This is a genomic window from Microvirga sp. BSC39 (genome assembly GCF_000739015.1).
Classification (GTDB): Bacteria; Pseudomonadota; Alphaproteobacteria; order Rhizobiales; family Beijerinckiaceae; genus Microvirga.
In genome coordinates this window covers 1-17388 of sequence record NZ_JPUG01000031.1, presented here as the reverse complement: position 1 = coordinate 17388, position 17388 = coordinate 1, and the positions used below count along the sequence as shown (strand labels likewise).

13 protein-coding genes, 1 tRNA gene, 2 rRNA genes and 1 pseudogene are annotated in these 17388 nt (G+C 63.9%); 9 read left to right on the top strand and 8 right to left on the bottom strand.

The window, feature by feature from the left end:
* The first annotated feature begins 590 nt into the window (after positions 1–590).
* From MA07_RS03790 to MA07_RS03755, 8 genes are all read left to right on the top strand, one after another.
* A complete protein-coding gene (locus tag MA07_RS03790; RefSeq protein ID WP_152568709.1) occupies positions 591–2159 on the top strand; it encodes a glucan biosynthesis protein G in 1569 nt (522 codons plus the stop codon).
* A gap of 195 nt (positions 2160–2354) precedes the next feature.
* Positions 2355–3356, top strand: coding sequence for an ABC transporter substrate-binding protein (locus tag MA07_RS03785; RefSeq protein ID WP_036347193.1), 1002 nt, complete (start codon positions 2355–2357; stop codon positions 3354–3356).
* Between the two features lie 39 nt (positions 3357–3395).
* Positions 3396–4175 (top strand): ABC transporter ATP-binding protein, encoded by a 780-nt coding sequence (locus MA07_RS03780; RefSeq protein ID WP_036347191.1) that lies wholly within the window; start codon positions 3396–3398, stop codon positions 4173–4175.
* Positions 4175–4996 carry an ABC transporter permease subunit gene (locus tag MA07_RS03775; protein WP_052002820.1) on the top strand — a complete coding sequence of 274 codons (822 nt, stop codon included), beginning with the start codon at positions 4175–4177 and terminating at the stop codon, positions 4994–4996. The genes MA07_RS03780 and MA07_RS03775 overlap by 1 nt, the downstream gene beginning before the upstream one ends.
* 102 nt (positions 4997–5098) lie before the next feature.
* Positions 5099–5626: a MarR family winged helix-turn-helix transcriptional regulator gene (locus MA07_RS03770; protein ID WP_036347187.1), complete on the top strand. Its 528-nt coding sequence runs from the start codon at positions 5099–5101 to the stop codon at positions 5624–5626.
* Between the two features lie 152 nt (positions 5627–5778).
* Positions 5779–6702 carry a DMT family transporter gene (locus MA07_RS03765; protein WP_036347185.1) on the top strand — a complete coding sequence of 308 codons (924 nt, stop codon included), beginning with the start codon at positions 5779–5781 and terminating at the stop codon, positions 6700–6702.
* Complete coding sequence (locus MA07_RS03760) at positions 6699–7004, top strand: TfoX/Sxy family protein (protein ID WP_036347182.1); 306 nt, start codon at positions 6699–6701, stop codon at positions 7002–7004. The genes MA07_RS03765 and MA07_RS03760 overlap by 4 nt, the downstream gene beginning before the upstream one ends.
* A gap of 24 nt (positions 7005–7028) precedes the next feature.
* Positions 7029–8000: a 2-hydroxyacid dehydrogenase gene (locus MA07_RS03755; protein WP_036347179.1), complete on the top strand. Its 972-nt coding sequence runs from the start codon at positions 7029–7031 to the stop codon at positions 7998–8000.
* A gap of 219 nt (positions 8001–8219) precedes the next feature.
* On the opposite strand, the gene MA07_RS03750 is transcribed toward MA07_RS03755, so the two are convergent.
* Together MA07_RS03750 and MA07_RS03745 are read right to left on the bottom strand one after the other, a co-directional pair.
* Positions 8220–8963, bottom strand: a complete 744-nt coding sequence (locus tag MA07_RS03750) for an SDR family oxidoreductase (RefSeq protein ID WP_036347176.1) — start codon at positions 8961–8963, stop codon at positions 8220–8222.
* An 18-nt stretch (positions 8964–8981) separates the two neighbouring features.
* On the bottom strand, positions 8982–10790 hold the full coding sequence (locus MA07_RS03745; protein ID WP_036347174.1) for an IlvD/Edd family dehydratase: 1809 nt from the start codon (positions 10788–10790) through the stop codon (positions 8982–8984).
* A gap of 227 nt (positions 10791–11017) precedes the next feature.
* Here MA07_RS03745 and MA07_RS03740 point away from each other — a divergent pair, with 227 nt between their 5' ends.
* On the top strand, positions 11018–11617 hold the full coding sequence (locus MA07_RS03740) for a hypothetical protein (RefSeq protein ID WP_036347172.1): 600 nt from the start codon (positions 11018–11020) through the stop codon (positions 11615–11617).
* 6 nt (positions 11618–11623) lie between these two features.
* Here MA07_RS03740 and MA07_RS27505 read toward each other — a convergent pair whose 3' ends face one another.
* From MA07_RS27505 to MA07_RS03705, 6 genes and pseudogenes are all read right to left on the bottom strand, one after another.
* Positions 11624–12469 carry a tellurite resistance TerB family protein gene (locus tag MA07_RS27505; RefSeq protein WP_052002811.1) on the bottom strand — a complete coding sequence of 282 codons (846 nt, stop codon included), beginning with the start codon at positions 12467–12469 and terminating at the stop codon, positions 11624–11626.
* 99 nt (positions 12470–12568) lie between these two features.
* Positions 12569–14704, bottom strand: a pseudogene (locus tag MA07_RS03730) (TRAP transporter permease); the annotation flags it as partial.
* A gap of 116 nt (positions 14705–14820) precedes the next feature.
* A complete protein-coding gene (locus MA07_RS03725; RefSeq protein WP_052002819.1) occupies positions 14821–15798 on the bottom strand; it encodes a TAXI family TRAP transporter solute-binding subunit in 978 nt (325 codons plus the stop codon).
* 335 nt (positions 15799–16133) lie between these two features.
* Positions 16134–16210: transfer RNA gene (locus MA07_RS03720), tRNA-Met, on the bottom strand.
* Positions 16211–16338: 128 nt separating this feature from the next.
* A 5S ribosomal RNA gene (gene rrf, locus MA07_RS03715) occupies positions 16339–16455 on the bottom strand.
* Between the two features lie 238 nt (positions 16456–16693).
* A 23S ribosomal RNA gene (locus MA07_RS03705) occupies positions 16694–17388 on the bottom strand; the annotation flags it as partial.

Here is a 17388-nt window from a genome sequence, read left to right as displayed (position 1 = left end):
GAAGATCAGACGATCAGGACTTCCTGCCGTCCGGCGTCAGCGAGGGAAGATGGCATCCCGCTTCGTGCGATGGAGACACGACAAGCGCGATGGGCTCTTCACCCGACGATGCTGCCTTGGATTGGATGGGGATACTCCATCCGCACGCCTGGCAATGATAAACAAGCCTCTTCGGTGTCGACCTTTGGAGGGCCAACGAGACCAAAAAAGCCCGTTCGTCGTTGCTTTAAGTCGCGTCCCCCGTTGAGAACGAGGTACGCCGGTTTTCGCCTCCGGCTGCCGGTTAGGGGTATCGAGAGCTAGAGCGCTCTCGGGCGGCTGTCCGGCCTCTTGTCCGGATGCCCACCAACCGACACACGACCACAGGCACGTGCGAAATTGGGCAAGCGGGAGATAAGCATATTCGGCCCGGACCACAAGACTTTTTGAGCCCTCCCGGGGAATTTTTTTAACCCTGCTGGGAGCTGTGTCTTGCCCGCATCACCATTCAGCCTCCATTAAGCGGCCGAGCTACACGGATAAGAGGTAAAGCCCCATATTCCGGGCTCCAGAGCCCCGCCTTTTCCCGAGACGAGAACCGCTCCACCGCCATGATGAACCTGTCCCGCCGCACCCTTCTGCAAAGCCTGCTCGCAGCCACCGCGCTGTCGGCGTCAAGCTATCAGGCTTCGGCCCAGCAGAACGGGGTGCCGCAGCCCAATCCCTTCCGCTACGAGGACGTGGTGCGCCGGGCCCGCGAACTGGCGACGGCTCCCTTCGAGGCCCCGCCCTCCCAGCTGCCGGAGCCCCTGAACCGGCTCAGCTTCGACGATTACCGCGACATCCGATTCAGGCCCGACAAGGCCCTGCTCGCGTCGGGCAATGGACCGTTCCGGATGCAGCTCTTCCATCTGGGCTTCCTGTACCCGCGCCCGGTGACGGTGAACATCATCCGCGACGGCGTGCCGACCCCGGTGCCCTACCAGCGGGAGCTGTTCGACTATGGCCGCAACAAGATCGAGCGGCCGCTCCCCGTCAATCTCGGATTTGCCGGCTTCCGGCTCCATTACCCCCTGAACGACCCGAAGGTGATGGACGAGCTCATCGCGTTTCTCGGCGCGAGCTATTTCCGCTTCCTCGGTGCCGGCCAGAAATACGGCCTCTCGGCCCGGGGGCTTGCGATCAACGTGGAAGGCGGCGAGGCGGAGGAGTTTCCGCATTTCCGCGAGTTCTGGGTCGATCTGCCGAAGCCCAACGACGACCGTGCAGTGATCTATGCCCTTCTCGACAGCCCCTCCGTCTCGGGCGCATACCGGTTCGACATCTATCCGTCGAAGGAAACGACCATCGACGTCACGGCCACGCTGTTCCCGCGCCAGACCCTGAACAATGTCGGCCTGGCGCCCCTCACCTCCATGTATTTCGAAGGCGAGAACGACCGGAAGCCTACCGACGATTTCCGGATGGAGCTGCACGATTCCGACGGCCTGCTCATCCACTCGGGCGCCGGCGAATGGATCTGGCGCCCCATCCGCAATCCCGCCAAGAAGACGATCTCGTCCTTCAGCGACAACAATCCGCGTGGCTTCGGCCTCATGCAGCGCGACCGGGTGTTCGAGCACTACCAGGACCTGGAGGCGCATTACCACCGGCGGCCCGGCTACTGGGTGGAGCCCGTCGGACAGTGGGGCGAGGGCTGGGTCGAACTGGTCGAGATCCCGACGGCGGACGAGACCCAGGACAACATCGTCGCCTATTGGCAGCCGAACCGGCCTTACGAACCGGGACAGGAAGTGGTCATTGCCTACCGTCTGCGGGCTGCGGCCGCCATCGGTGGCATGCATCCGGGCGGCAAGGCGGTGAACACCTTCCAGACGCCACCGCGCGCCAGCGGCTCGAACGCGCCGAGCGATCCCCGCCATCGCCGCTTCATCGTCGATTTCGCCGGTGGCGACCTGTCCTATTACTTCAGCGCTCCCGAGCAGGTGCAGCTGGTTCCCTCCACGTCCACGGGCCAGATCACCAACACATTCATCATGCCCAATCCCCACATCGACGGATTCCGCGCCGCCATCGACGTGCGGCTGGAGCCGGGCCAGTCCACGGACCTGCGCGCCTTCCTGCGCGCCGGCAACCGGGCCCTGACGGAGACCTGGACGTATCCCTGGTTCGTGGAGTGATCCCGTCGGTGTCATTCCCGGCCGGAGCGTAGCGGAGGGGAAGAGAATCCATAGCGCCGAGCGTGCCGGTGGATCCCCTTCCCGGCCGCCGGCCGCCGGGGATGACGACCACGCTTGCCAAGCACAGCTGAACCGCGCAGAAGCTGTGCCTCGGAAAGCTGGCTGTTGACCTAACCCAGCGGAAGGTGAGTGCCGATGAAGCTGAACGCCTGGATCATGGGAGCGCTTGCAGCCTGCTGGGGCGGGAACGCCCTGGCGCAGCCGCTGACGGAAGTGACCTTCGGCACCAACTGGCTCGCGCAAGGCGAGCACGGCGGCTACTACCAGGCTCTCGCCGACGGCACTTACGAGAAACACGGCCTCAAGGTCACCATCGTGCCGGGCGGCCCGCGCGCCAGCAACCGCATGCTCATGACCGTCGGCAAGCTCGACTTCTACATGGGCGGCAGCATGATCCAGGCCTTCTCGGCGGTGGAGAAGGACATTCCCACCATCGTGGTGGCGGCCCATTTCCAGAAGGAGCCGCAGGTGCTCATGAGCCATCCCGGCCAGGGGCTCGACACCTTCGCGGATCTGAAAACATCCAACGACATACTGCTGTCCAAGGATGCGGCCGCCACCTTCTTCCAGTGGATGAAGGCCGAGCACGGCTTCAGGGACGAGCAGGTAAAGCCCTTCGGCTTCAACCCGGCGCCCTTCATCGCCAACAAACGCGCCGTGCAGCAGGGCTATGTCACGTCGGAGCCTCTCACCATCGAGAAAGCCGCAGGCTTCAAGCCCAACGTGTTCCTACTCGCCGATCATGGCTTCAGCACCTATTCCACCACGGTCGAGACGCGCCGCGAGGTGGTTGAGAAAAATCCCGATCTCGTGCAGCGCTTCATCGATGCCTCGACCATCGGATGGTACAATTATCTCCATGGCGACAACACGAAGGCCAAGGAGCTCATCAAGCGCGACAACCCGGAGATGACCGACGAGCTGCTGGCCTATTCCCATGCCAAGATGAAGGAATACGGCATCGTCGATTCCGGCGACACGCAAACGCTCGGCATCGGCGCCATGACGGATGCGCGCATGAAGGACTTCTTCGACAAGATGGTGAAGGCCGGTCTCTTCAAGCCGGATCTCGATTACCGGAAGGCCTACACGCTCCAGTTCGTGAACAAGGGCGTGGGCATGAACTTGAGAAAGTAGAGGAGTGCGGTGCCGGCTCACACGGCGCCGCCGCATCCCATGAACGCGCCCGCATCCACGCTCGTTTCCCTGCATGGCGTCACCAAGGTCTTCACTAACAGCGTGACGGCGCTGTCCGGATTCGATCTCGACATTCGCACGGGCGAGTTCGTGTCGCTCCTCGGCCCGTCCGGTTGCGGCAAGTCGACGGTGCTGCGCCTCATCGCCGGACTGACTGAGCCGACCGCCGGGCGCTTGACGTGGCCGGGCTCGGCTCACGAGGATCACCGCAGCGAGATCGGCTTCGTGTTTCAGGAGCCGACGCTCATGCCGTGGGCCGATGTGGCAAGCAATGTCTGGCTGCCGCTGCGCCTGCGTGGCCTATCGCGGCGCGACGCGCAAGCGCGCATCGCCGAGAGCCTCGCCCTCGTCGGCCTGCAGGATTTTGCCAAGGCTTATCCGCGCGAGCTTTCAGGCGGCATGAAGATGCGCGTTTCCATTGCGCGGGCGCTCTCCTTGCAGCCTCGGCTGCTGCTGATGGACGAGCCCTTTGCGGCCCTCGACGAGATCACGCGGTTCAAGCTGAACGACGACCTCCTCAAGCTGCAGCACGATCTGCGTTGCACGATCGTGTTCGTGACGCACTCCATCTATGAGAGCGCCTATCTGTCGAGCCGCATCGCGGTCATGTCCCCGCGTCCCGGCCGCATCGTTGCGGAAGTCGCCGGCGAAATCGCGGGGCCGCGGGAGAAGGCCTTTCGCAGCAGCCCCCGCTATGCGGCCCTGTGCGGAGAGATCTCGCAGATCCTGCTGGAGCAGAACGCGGAGGAGCGCGCATGATGCCCGCATCCTCCAATCCCCTGAGGGTTCTCCTGCCGGTGATGATCTTTGCGGCGGCGATCGGATTGTGGGAGGCCATCGTGCGCCTGCACGGCATCCCGCCCTACATCCTTCCGACCCCAAGCCTGATCGGTACGACCATGGTGGCCGACTGGCCGCTCCTTCAGGCTTCGCTGCTGACGACCCTGAAGACGACGCTTCTCGGCCTCGCCCTGGCCGTGCTCGGCGGCGTCTCTCTGGCCGTCCTCTTGAGCCTGTCGCGGATCGTCGAATACTCGCTCTACCCCTTCGCCGTGGTGCTGCAGGTCACGCCGGTCATCGCCATCGCGCCGCTTCTCCTGATCTACATGCCGCAGGATGCGGCGGTTCTCACCTGCGCCTGGCTCGTCGCCTTCTTTCCGGTTCTCTCGAACACGATGCTCGGGCTGCAATCGGTCGACCGCAACCTGATGGAACTGTTCGCGCTCTATGGCGCGCCTGCATCCCGCAAGCCGCTTGCGCGTCTCCGGTCCCGGCTCAAGGCCCTTTGGTATCTGCGCCGCCCGGCCGCCCTGCCGGCCTTTCTGGCGGGCCTGCGGATCGCCGGCGGCCTCTCGCTCATCGGCGCCGTGGTGGCCGAAATGGCGGCCGGTTCCGCCGGCGCAGGCTCGGGGCTCGCCTATCGCATCATCGAGAGCCAGTACCGCCTCAACATCCCCCGCCTCTTCGCGGCCCTTGTCCTCCTGGCCCTGACCGGAATCGCACTTTATCTCCTTCTCGCCGGCATCAGCCATCGGCTGCTCCGCCGCTGGCATGAAAGTGCTCTCACGCAGGAGAGATGAGGCCTCCCTTGCTTAGCCTGTGAATAATGAGCCGGCTTGTCATCGTACCGTCATGAGTCCGGTCCATGGTACAGAAGGCAACGCTTCGAGCAGCGAGGAACCATGGATACCGACAACAAGCATCCGGGCATCAAGAGCGTCGGATGGGCTCTGGTTCAAGCATCGCGCCTGCATCGTAGCCGTACCGGCGACAAGCTCTCCGAACTCGGCCTCTTCGCCGGCCAGGAGCAGGTGCTCCAGGCGCTGGGCAATTCCGGTCCCATGACCATGGGTGAACTGGCCACCATCCTGCGAGTGCGCCCGCCGACCGCCTCAAAGACCGTCTCGCGCCTGTCCGCCCTCAAGCTGGTGGAGCGTCACACGGAGCCCGGTGATGCCCGGGTCGTGCGCGTGAAGCTCACCAAGGAAGGCAAACGCAAGGCTGCCGCCATCGAGAGCCTCTGGGAAGAGGTCGAAGGCGAGTTGCTCCAGGGCTTCGACAACAAAGACCGCAAGCGCCTGCGCAAGCTCCTCCGTCGCGCCGCCAAGAACCTCGCCGGCTTCACCGGCGCCGATCAAACCGGATTTGAGACCGACGACGAGGTCGACGTGCTGGAAGCCGGCGAACCGGAGCTCGCCGCAACGGCCTGAAGCATCGGGCCCAAAAGTGGATCTGCATTTTTGGGATCCATCCGATGCTCTCTCATAAGTGAGAGATTCGCCCACCACCCCTGTCTGCGGCGCACGAGGGACGTGCGCTGCAGGTATTCGCGTCGGGATCGTTCTGCGGCTAGCATTCCGTGATGGCCGATACCGTCTCCACGTCCCGCTCCAAGCCAGTGTCGCAGCAGCAGAACCGCCTGATCGGCATTGCCCTCATGTGCGCGGCCCTGTTCTGCTTCTCCTGCCTCGATGCGACGGCCAAATGGGTGAACCTTTCCGTCGACCCCATGGTGACGGTCTGGGCCCGCTACATGTCGGCAGCCCTGCTCACATTCATGGTGATCAACCCGCGCACCCAGCCGGGAGCGCTCAGGACGCGCCGCCTTCCCCTCCAGCTCCTCCGCTCCTTCCTGCTCCTCGCCTCCACCCTGTGCAATTTCCTCGCCCTGAAATACCTGCAGCTGGTCGAGACGCAGTCGATCATCTTCGCGACGCCCCTGCTGGTGGCGCTGCTGGCCGCTCCCATCCTGGGGGAGCGCATCGGCTGGCAGCGACTGACCGCCATCGCCGTGGGCTTCATCGGCATTCTCGTCATCACCCGGCCGGGTCTCGGCACCATGCACCCCGCGGCCCTGCTCTCCCTGGCCGGCTCCGTGGCTTATGCCTTCTACAACATCGTGACCCGGATGCTCGCCTCGAGCGATTCGATTGCGACCACGACCCTGTATTCGAGCGTTGCCGGCATCGTTCTCGTGACGCCGGTGCTGCCCTGGATCTGGTCCACTCCGTCCTCGCCGCTCGTCTGGTTTCTCCTCGCCACGACCGGCTTCTATGGGGCCTTCGGCCATTGGCTGCTCGTTCTCGCCCATGCCCGGGCTCCGGCGGCGATCCTGGCGCCCTTCATCTACAGCCAGATCGTCTGGATGCTCGCGCTGGGCTATATCCTGTTCGGCGACTGGCCCGATTCTTGGACCTTCGTCGGGGCTGGCATCGTGATCGCATCGGGGCTCTACTTGCTCTCCCGCGAACGCGCGAAACAGACACAACCGGAGACGTCCTCATGAGCGATGCCCCCGTCGAGACCCTGCCCGGGATCGGGCCCGTCACGCAGGGCTGGCTGAAGGAGGCCGGCATCCGGACAGAGGGCGAGCTTCGCACCATCGGGGGCGTCGAAGCCTATCGCCGCCTCAAGTTCATGGTGCCCCGCCAGGTCAACCTCAATGCCCTCTACGCCCTGGAGGCGGCCCTGCGCGGTTGCCATTGGCTCGACCTGCCCCAGGATGTGAAGGCCGCGCTCCAGCAACAGGCCAAAACCATCGACGAGGCCCTGCGCCGCGGTACCGCCGCACGCTGCGCCATCCCCTGATTTCAGACAGCAACAGGAAATCCCATGAGCCAGACCGACATCCTGATGACCGCGCCGATGATGCCGATCGTCATCGAAACGCTGGAGAAAGCCTGCACGCTGCACCGCCTGTGGGAGCAGACGGACCAGGAAGCCTTCCTGAAGGAAGTCGGGCCGCGCATCCGCGGCGTCGCCACCAGCACCCTCTACGGCCGTCTGGAGGCCTCGCTCCTCGACCGGCTGCCGAACGCCGAGATCATCTCGAGCTTCGGCGTCGGCTACGACAACGTGGATGCGGCGGAAGGAGCCCGGCGCGGCATCGTCGTCACCAACACGCCCGGCGTGCTCGACGATGAGGTCGCCGACCTGACCATCGGCCTGCTGCTGGCGACCCTGCGCAAGATCCCGCAGGCCGATCGTTACTTACGCGAGGGGCAATGGCTGAAAGCCTCCTTCCCGCTCTCGACCACCCTGCGCGAGCGTAAGGTCGGCATCGTCGGGCTCGGGCGCATCGGCAAGACCATCGCACGACGCCTCGCGGGCTTCGATGTGAGCATCGCCTATCATGGGCGCACGCAGCAGGACGATGTCGCCTATCCCTATCATCCGACGGTCACCGGCCTCGCGGAAGCCTGCGACGTGCTGATCGTCATCACGCCGGGGGGCTCTGCGACCCGCCATCTGATCAATGCGGATGTGCTGAAGGCCTTGGGCCCCAACGGCGTGCTGATCAACGTGGCGCGCGGCACCGTGGTGGACGAGCAGGCGCTGATCGAGGCTCTGAAGACAGGGACCATTCTCAGCGCCGGCCTCGATGTCTACGAGGACGAGCCGCACGTGCCGCAGGAACTGATCGACATGGAGCACGTGGTGCTCCTGCCCCACATCGCCTCCGCCTCAGTCCACACCCGCAACGCCATGGGCAAGCTCGTGGCGGATAACCTGATTGCATGGTTCGAAGGCAAGGGACCGCTGACGCCGGTGCCTGAGACGCCTTACAAGGGGCGGCAGGTTTAAGCCCGCTGCGCAAATGCACGGCTTGCCCCAATGGATCCCGCTGTCATTCCGGGGCCGCGCAGCGGAGCCCGGAATCCATAACCGCTAGCAGTTCAGAATGAAGTGGAACGATGCTCGCCTCTTCTGGAGAGGTCGCGTTTATGGATTCCGGGCTCGCACCAAAGGTGCGCCCCGGAATGACAATGGAGGTGATCGCCTTAAGAGCGACACTAAGCAAAATTACAGCGCAAACCCACCATCGACTAAGTGAATGTGCCCGGTCGTGTAGCTCGCCTCGTCGGACGCGAGATACACGGCAAGCGCCGCCACCTCTTCGGCCGTGCCGAGCCGGCCCATGGGCTGGCGGTCGACGAAGGCTTGGCGCACCGTCTCCAGGCTCTGGCCGGAGCTCTCGGCCTGGGCAGCGATCCGCTCATCGAGGGACGGCGACTGGATCGTGCCGGGGCAGATGGCATTGGCCCGGACGCCGCGCTTGATGAAATCGGCCGCGACTGCCTTGGTGAGGCCGATCACCGCCGCCTTGGTCGTGCCGTAGACATAGCGGTTGGGAATGCCGCGCACGGAGGAGGCGCCGGACGCGATGTTGACGATCGATCCGCGGCCCTTCTCCAGCATGCCCGGCAGCACCGCCCTGATCGTGCGGTGCATGGACCTCACGTTCAGGTCGAAGGAGAAATCCCAGTCCTTGTCCGAGCATTCGAGGATCGTGCCGTGATGCACGTATCCCGCCGCATTGACGAGGATGTCGAAGCCTCCTGCCTCAGCGACGAGTTGCTCGACACCTCCATTGGAGAGCACATCGAGCCTGCGCTTCTGCGCGCCCTCCAGGCCTTCCAGCTTCGCCACGTCGAGATCCGTCGCCCAGACCGTCGCGCCCTCGCGGAGGAAAGCCTCCGCAATGGCGCGTCCGATCCCCTGCCCTGCCGCCGTCACGAGGGCGGTCTTTCCTTGAAGCCTGTTCATGACTGCCCTCGCTGCTGGCTAGTGATTGTCGCGCGGCACGCCGAAGGTCTGCGCGACCTTCTGGTACTTCACGGCGGGCTTCAAGGTCATGCCCTCCGAGAGCTGATCGACCATGGAGCGCTGGATCTCCTGCCAGGGCGTCTGGCTCGCCGGATAGGCATAGCCACCCCGCGCCTCGAGATCGGCCCGGCGCTTCTCCAACTCCTCTGGCGAGAGGAGAATGTCGGCACTGCGCTTGTTGAGGTCGATGCGGATGCGGTCGCCCGACTGCAGAAGCGCCAGCCCGCCGCCGACGGCCGCCTCCGGCGATGCATTGAGGATCGACGGCGTGCCGGACGTGCCGGACTGACGGCCGTCGCCGATGCACGGCAGCGAGAGAACGCCGCGTTTGATCAGCGAGCCGGGCGGCTGCATGTTCACCACCTCCGCCGCACCGGGGTAACCGACCGGTCCGGCGCCGCGCATGATGAGGATCGTGTGCTCATCGATGTTGAGCGACGGATCGTCGATGCGGTGATGGTAATCCTCCGGCCCGTCGAACACGACCACGCGTCCTTCGAAGGCATTCGGATCATCCGGGTTGTTGAGATAGCGCTCCTGGAATTCGGGGCTGATCACGCTCGTCTTCATGATCGCCGAGTCGAACAGCGTACCCTTCAGATTGAGGAAGCCTGCCTTCTCCTTCAACGGATTGTCGTAGGAGCGGATGACGTCGTGGTCCCAGGTATGCTTGCCGCGGCAGTTCTCGCCGATGGTGGTGCCCGTGCAGGTGATCGCATCCTCGTGGATCTTGCCGGCGCCGATCAGTTCCGCCAGCACAGCCGGCAAGCCGCCGGCGCGGAAATACTCCTCGCCGAGGTATTCGCCCGCGGGCTGCACGTTCACGAGCAGCGGGATCTCGAAACCGATCCGCTCCCAGTCGTCGCAATCGAGCGGAACGCCGATGTGCTTGGCGATCGCGTTGATGTGGATCGGGGCATTGGTGGAGCCGCCGATGGCCGCATTGGCCACGATCACGTTCTCGAACGCCTCGCGGGTCATGATGTCGGAGGGCTTCAGGTCTTCCCACACCATGTCGACGATGCGACGGCCCGTCTCGTAGGCCATCTGCCCGCGCTCGCGGTAAGGCGCGGGCACCGCCGCCGAACCCGGCAGCGCCATGCCGAGAGCCTCGGCGAGAGCGTTCATCGTCGAGGCCGTGCCCATGGTGTTGCAATGGCCGACGGACGGAGCCGACGAGCCGACAATGTCGATGAACTGCTGGTAGTCGATATCGCCGGCCGCATGGCGCTCGCGCGCCTTCCACACGATGGTGCCGGAACCCGTGCGCTCGCCCTGGTGCCAGCCGTTCAGCATGGGGCCGACATTGAGCGAGATCGCCGGGATGTTCACGGTTGCCGCCGCCATCAGGCAGGCCGGCATGGTCTTGTCGCAGCCGGTAAGCAGCACGACGCCGTCGAGCGGATAGCCGTAGAGAACCTCCACGAGGGAGAGATAGGCGAGGTTGCGGTCGAGGCAGGCAGTGGGGCGCTTGCCGGTCTCCTGGATCGGGTGGCAGGGAAACTCGAAGGCCACGCCGCCGGCCGCCGTGATGCCGTCGCGCACGCGCTTGGCAAGCTCCAGATGGTGCCGGTTGCAGGGAGACAGATCGGACCCGGTCTGCGCGATGCCGATGATCGGCTTCTTGCCCTGCAGCTCCTTGCCCGTGAGGCCGAAGTTCAGATAGCGCTCGAGATAGAGCGCCGTCATGCCCGGATTATCCGGGTTGTCGAACCAGAGCCGTGAGCGAAGCTGATCGGGAGTGCGACGGTGAGGCCTCTCAGCCATTCTTCATTTCCTTATTAGACATCGGTGACCGAACTGGCGGGTATTTGATCTGGAGCGGCAGCCGAGATCAACCATCCGTTTGACGAAAGTCGTCGTCACCTGAGGAGAAATATCCTGCAAAGCTTCCAAGGAGGGGCCTCGCCCCTGCTGGCGGACGCTTGTTCGTTATGTTATTTCAGTAAAATGACTTCGCCGATGAAGTCTCCCTCTCGCTCTGCGAAACGACGATGCTTCGATCTGCGCTTCTCCTTGCCATCTCAGCCACGCTCGCTGTTCCGGCTTATGCCGACGACTGCCCCAATGCCCAGACGGCGAAGCTCGGTTTCATCCTGGAGCGGCAGGGAACGAAGGCGGAGGTTCGGCCCTCCTCGGACAACTTCGTTCACGTGGTGAATTCCTATCCCGGCGGGAAGACGCAGAATGTGATCTATTATCGGGGATTCTTCCCCATCAGCCGCTTCGACGATACGGCCCGCAGCATCAACATTCCCGTGTCAGACCTGCGCACCGTCTTCCCGCTGGAGCCGAAAGCCCGCCGCGCCCTCACCTATGCGCCGGCCCAGCCCGACAAGGTGGGAGCCCTGATTTCGCTCGAACTGACGGTGACGGGTCAGGAGCAGATGCAGCTCGGCACCTGCTCCTACGACGTCCTGATCGTTCGCAATCGCTTTCTGAACGCGACAGGCAAGGCCACGTTCGAGCACACGGATCTGTACTCGCCCGAACTCGGCTTCATCCTGGCCAAGCGCTACGAGGAAAGAGGCGGGGCGCAGACCACCATGAAGTACCAGAGCATCAGGCTCTTAGGCAAAACCTCGCCTCTCTGAGGCGCGTCAGGTCATCGCCCCTGCAGTGTCGTCGATCTGGGAGCGCACGGCCGGTTCGAGATCGAGCGCCTCGGCCAGCTGATTCAGAAACTCGCGCTCCTGGATCGTGTCGGGATCGATGGCGATGCGGGCGGCCGAATAGACCTGAGCGGCCTTCTCCGGATCGTTCACATTGGCGGCAAGCTCCTCCACATCGGCCGGAGAGGCCATCTCGGTGTCGAGCCAGCGGGTGGCATCCGGGTCGATGCCTGCTTCGGTCAGGCCCTTGATGATTCGCGACCGCTCCCCGTCGTCGATATGCCCGTCGGCGGCGGCCGCCGCCACCATGGTGCGCAGGAAGAGGAGCGCATCGTCCTCGGTCTGAGAGACCGGATGGAAGCGCGAAGTCTCAGGCACGCTGAGGGCGGACTGCGCGACCGCCTCGTCCGGCTGAGGAGCGGGAGTTCCGGCCGCGGCGGCCTGGACCCCGTCCATGGTCGGGACACCCGTCGCACTGGCCCCACCGGCGGTGCCTTTGGCCGATTGCTGGTTCTGATAGGCCTTGTAGGCCAGCCCACCGATGACCGCGAGACCGCCGAGCTTGACCAGATTGCCGGTCAGCTTGCCCTTCTTGCGCCCTCTGAACAGGAGGCCGGCCAAGCCGACAAGAGCCGTCTGCGTCAGGCCGGGGTGCTGCGTGGCGAAATCCTTGGCCTTCTGCAGGAGCTGATCGGGCGACTGGCCTGTGACCTGGGTCACGCTCCTCTCGACCTGCTGCCGCACGCCTCCTTGAGCCGTCTGGCCCGAACTCTGCTGATCGGGACGTCCGATGGCTCCTATGAACGCATCCAACAGCTTCCGGTAATCGACCATTCGGCTCTCCTGTCGTCTTTGCACCAAGCCAAGAACAACGGGAGCGCCGCCGAATGGTTCAGGTTCTGAAGGAGCGACCATGCAGCAACGCCCTCACCTTCAGGCGGGTTTGGGCACCATGGCCGTCCGGGCCTTGAGAACCTGGGACACGGCGACCGGAGCTGCCATGGCGAGTCCGATCAGGGTTGTCTGCGGATTGGGGGCGATGATGGGCAGGGCCGCCAAGCCGATAAGCCAGCGCTCCCAGGCCCGCATCGCCGTCAGCCCGTAGCCCGCGAAGGCCGCAGACAGGAACATGATGCCCGTGAGGGCACCGCCGACCACGAAGAAGAAACCGGGCCACGTGAACTCGGGCGTGACGATGAGCATGGCCGGGCCGTAAACGAAGACGAACGGCACCAGCACCTTGCCGAGCCCGAGGCGGAACGCCGTGTTGCCGGTCTTGAACGGGTCGGCACCCGCCATGCTGGCCCCCGCATAGGCCGCCAGCGCCACGGGCGGCGTGATGTCGGCAAGCACCCCGTAATAGAACACGAAGAAGTGCGCCACGAGCGGCTGCACCCCCAGGAGCCCGAGGGCCGGCGCCGCCACCGTGACCATGATGATGTAGTTCGCCGTGGTCGGCACGCCGCAGCCCAGCAGGATGCACACGATGGCGGTCATCAGCAGGGTGAAGAACAGCGTCATGCCCTTTATGTCGCTCAGCGCCACCGGCAGGAAGTCCGTGAAGGCCTGCGCCAACTGGGCCGCGAAGGACGTGACGATGAAAGAGATCTTGAAGCCCACGCCCGTGAGCGTGACGATGCCCACGATGATGCCGACCGTGGCAGCGGCCGCGCCAACGCCGATGGCATATTTCGCCCCCACCACGAAGGCATCGATGAGGTCGAACACCACCGCCTTGCCGGCATCGCTCCTGAGATAGGTATAGATCAGGAGCGCCAGCACGAAGACGAGCACCGGCCCCACGAAAACGAGCTGCGTGAGCAGGCCCGCAGCGACGGCTGCGATGACGGCGACCAGGAAGCCGATATTGATGAGAGGCACCCGCGTTGCGCCGACGACGAGGCAGGCGGTGATGCCCCAGAAGGCCGCCAGATAGGGGGTGAAGCCGGAGAACAGCACGATCAGCAGCACTGCGAGCGGCATGATGGTCTGCCATCCCTCGCGAATGACCTTGGCGGCTCTCGGCAGCTCCTCCGCGGGCAGCCCCTTCAGGCCCGATCGCTTGGCCTCGAGATGGACCTGCATGAACACGCCGAAGAAGTGCATGCACGCCGGCACGAGCGCCGCCAGGATGATCGTCTGGTAGGACATGTTCAGGAATTCGACCATCAGGAAGGCGGCGGCGCCCATGATCGGCGGGGTGATCTGACCGCCGGTGGAAGCCGCTGACTCAACCGCCGCCGCGAAGTGGCGCTGGTAGCCCACCCGGATCATGGCCGGGATCGTCAGGGACCCGACCGTCACCGTGTTGGCGATGGAGGAGCCGGAGATCATGCCGAACAGGGCGGAGCCGAAGATCGAGACCTTTGCCGGTCCACCTGCGAAGCGACCGGCCAGGCAAGTGGCCAGATCGATAAAGAGCTTGCCGAGCCCCACCCGCGTCGCCAGCACACCGAAGAGCACGTAGTGGAAGACGTAAGTGGCAACAACTCCCAGGGCGATGCCATAAATGCCCTGGCTGGTGAGATAGAGATGATTGACGATGTTGGACCACGACGCGCCGGGATGCTGGAGAATGCCCGGCATGGAGGGGCCGAAATAGGCATAGAGCATCACGAAGATCGAGATCACCGGCAGCGGCCATCCCACCGAGCGGCGGGTTGCCTCCAGCAGGACGAGGATCAGGATGGTTCCCATGACCACGTCGGTCGTGGAAGGATTGCCGACGCGGAAGGCCAGTTCGTTGAAGATCCACGGCACGTAAAGGCTGGCGGCCGCAGCCGCGATGGCCAGGGCCCAGTCGACAAGCGAGATGCTGCCCGGGCGCCACCAGTTCGACGGGGCGATCCGGTCGTAGCCTCTTTTGGACGCCGAGAAGACGAGGAAGATCAGGCCGAGAACGAAGGCCATGTGAATGCCGCGGTGGGTCGCCTCCCGCAGCAATCCGAAGCCCGCCGTGTAGTAGTGGAAGAACGAGAGCGCCAGCAGGAGGCCCGCCACCAGCCATGCGGTCCCTGTCGGCAGGGGCCGGAAGCGCAGCTCGGGATCGAACTTCTCCTCGAGGCTGCGGTCTTCAATCAACGTCTGGGCATCAGCAGTGGCGGTCATGGCGTGTTCTCGGGCTGGAAGAAAAGCGCCTCCCGCGACGCTTGTCGCGGGAGGCTGAATCAGGAGGTAGACGAGGATCAGCCCTTGAGGAGGCCGGCCTCCTTGTAGAAGCGCTCAGCACCCGGATGGACCGGGATGCCCGCACCGGCGAGCGCCGTGTCCTTGCGGATCAGCTTGCCCTTGGCATGGCCGGCATCCAGCGCCGCGCGGGTCTTGTCGCTCCAGAGGCCCTTCACGACCTCGTAGACGACCGCCTCCGGCACCTTGGCCGAGGTCACCCATTGGGCGCCGACCGCGAGCGTCTTCACGGCAGCCACATCCTTGTAGGTGCCGGCCGGGATCTCGTCGGCGGCGAAGAAGCTGTACTGCTTGCGGATCGCGTCGGCCTCTGGTCCGGCCAGCGGAACGATATCGATGCCGCCGCCCGTGGCGGCAAGCTCCGTAATGGCGCTTGTGGGATAGCCCCCGACGAAGAAGAAGGCATCCAGACCGCCGTCGCGCATGCGCTCGGCCGCCTGGTTTGGCTTCAGGAAGTCGGCTTTCACGTCCGCTTCCTTAAGCCCCCACCCGGTGAGGATGATCCTGGCGTCGACCAGTGTGCCGGAGCCGGGCTCATCGAGGGATACGCGCTTGCCCTTGAGATCGGCCACGGATTTGATGTTGGCGGACTTCGCCGCAACGAGGTGAATGCTCTCAGGATAGAGATTGGCCAGAAGACGCAGATCCTCAATCTTGCCCTTGCCCTCGAAGAGGCCCGTTCCAGTGTGGGCCCAATAGGCAACGTCTGCCTGGCTGAAGCCGGATTCGAGAGCGCCCGACGCGATGGAGTTGACGTTGGCAACAGATCCATTGGAGGCCTGAGCCGTCAGCACGAGCTGGGGCGGATTTGACACGGCATTCGCGATCAAGCCGCCGATCGGGTAATAGGTACCGGCGGTTCCGCCAGTGCCAATGCGGAAGAATGCTGGCGCCTGCGCAAAAGCGCTTCGACCCAGAGCTGCTGCGGCACCCAGTCCAAGGCCTAGTTTGGCCAAGTCGCGGCGTGTCATCGTCATGGACATGTACTCCCCTCGTGAAGGATCGACCGCTTCCAATACGGTTCCGCTCCACTCTAACGGGAATTCTGTCTTCGTCTATGGCGGGTGCGACGCGGGAGCGAGTGAAGCTGACGGCATAGGCAGCTACTTCGTGCGGTCGGTGCTATTTATATTCTGCGGCGGTATCTGGTTTGGCCGTCCCTGGACTTCTCCAGCGATTTTGCCGGAGCTGAGGGCGGGCGCTCGTGGCGGCCTTGGGCCCTGCGCTGGTGGTTTTGCGTCGTGGCATGCTGTCTCTGTGCTCTGAACGGCAAAAAGCCCCCGTGGCGTTTTGCGCACGAGGGCTTGTGTGTTGGTTGCGGGGACAGGATTTGAACCTGTGACCTTCAGGTTATGAGCCTGACGAGCTACCGGGCTGCTCCACCCCGCGCCACTCATGGCCTTCAAAGCAGGGCTTTGAAGGCGAAGGGGAGATACGCAAAAGCGCGGCGTTCTGCTGGAACGACCGCGCTTGTGTTGTCAGAGACTGTAAAGAGGCGTTGTGTTTGTCCTTGGCAGGCCCGGCAATGACCTACTCTCCCGGGTCTTGAGACACAGTACCATCGGCGCTGAGGAGTTTAACGGCCGAGTTCGAGATGGGATCGGGTTCTTTAGCTCCTCGCTCAAATCACCGGACCGGCGAAGGACAAACAGCAGGCAAGGGAGCCTCAGGGCTCCACCTTCGAACTTCGCAGCTCCAAGGTCAAAGTCTTTCTCGTCAAAGTTGGCGCCCCGGACCCGTCAGGGTCCGCAAGGCCGACCGGCCGCCCATGCTCGTGCATGGAACAGCCAAGGGAACGGACGTTCCCGCCGGCGTCTGAGGCCAACTTAAAGATCATGATCCATTCGCTTTCAGCGAACATGGATCATGAGAGCAATCAAGCCAATCGAGCGATTAGTACCAGTCAGCTCAACGCGTCACCGCGCTTACACATCTGGCCTATCAACGTGGTCGTCTTCCACGGCTCTGATAGGGAGCACTCGTTTCGAGGTGGGTTTCCCGCTTAGATGCCTTCAGCGGTTATCCCGTCCGTACATAGCTATGCTGCACTGCGGCTGGCGCCACAACAGCTCCACCAGAGGTACGTCCATCCCGGTCCTCTCGTACTAGGGACAGATCCTCTCAATACTCCTACACCCACGGCAGATAGGGACCGAACTGTCTCACGACGTTCTGAACCCAGCTCACGTACCACTTTAATCGGCGAACAGCCGAACCCTTGGGACCTTCTCCAGCCCCAGGATGTGATGAGCCGACATCGAGGTGCCAAACCTCCCCGTCGATATGGACTCTTGGGGGAGATCAGCCTGTTATCCCCGGCGTACCTTTTATCCGTTGAGCGATGGCCCACCCACGCGGGACCACCGGATCACTATGGCCGTCTTTCGACTCTGCTCGACGTGTCAGTCTCGCAGTCAAGCGGGCTTATGCCATTGCACTCAGCGAGCGATTTCCGACCGCTCTGAGCCCACCTTCGCGCGCCTCCGTTACTCTTTGGGAGGCGACCGCCCCAGTCAAACTGCCTACCATGCGCTGTCCCGGACCCGGATAACGGATCGCGGTTAGAC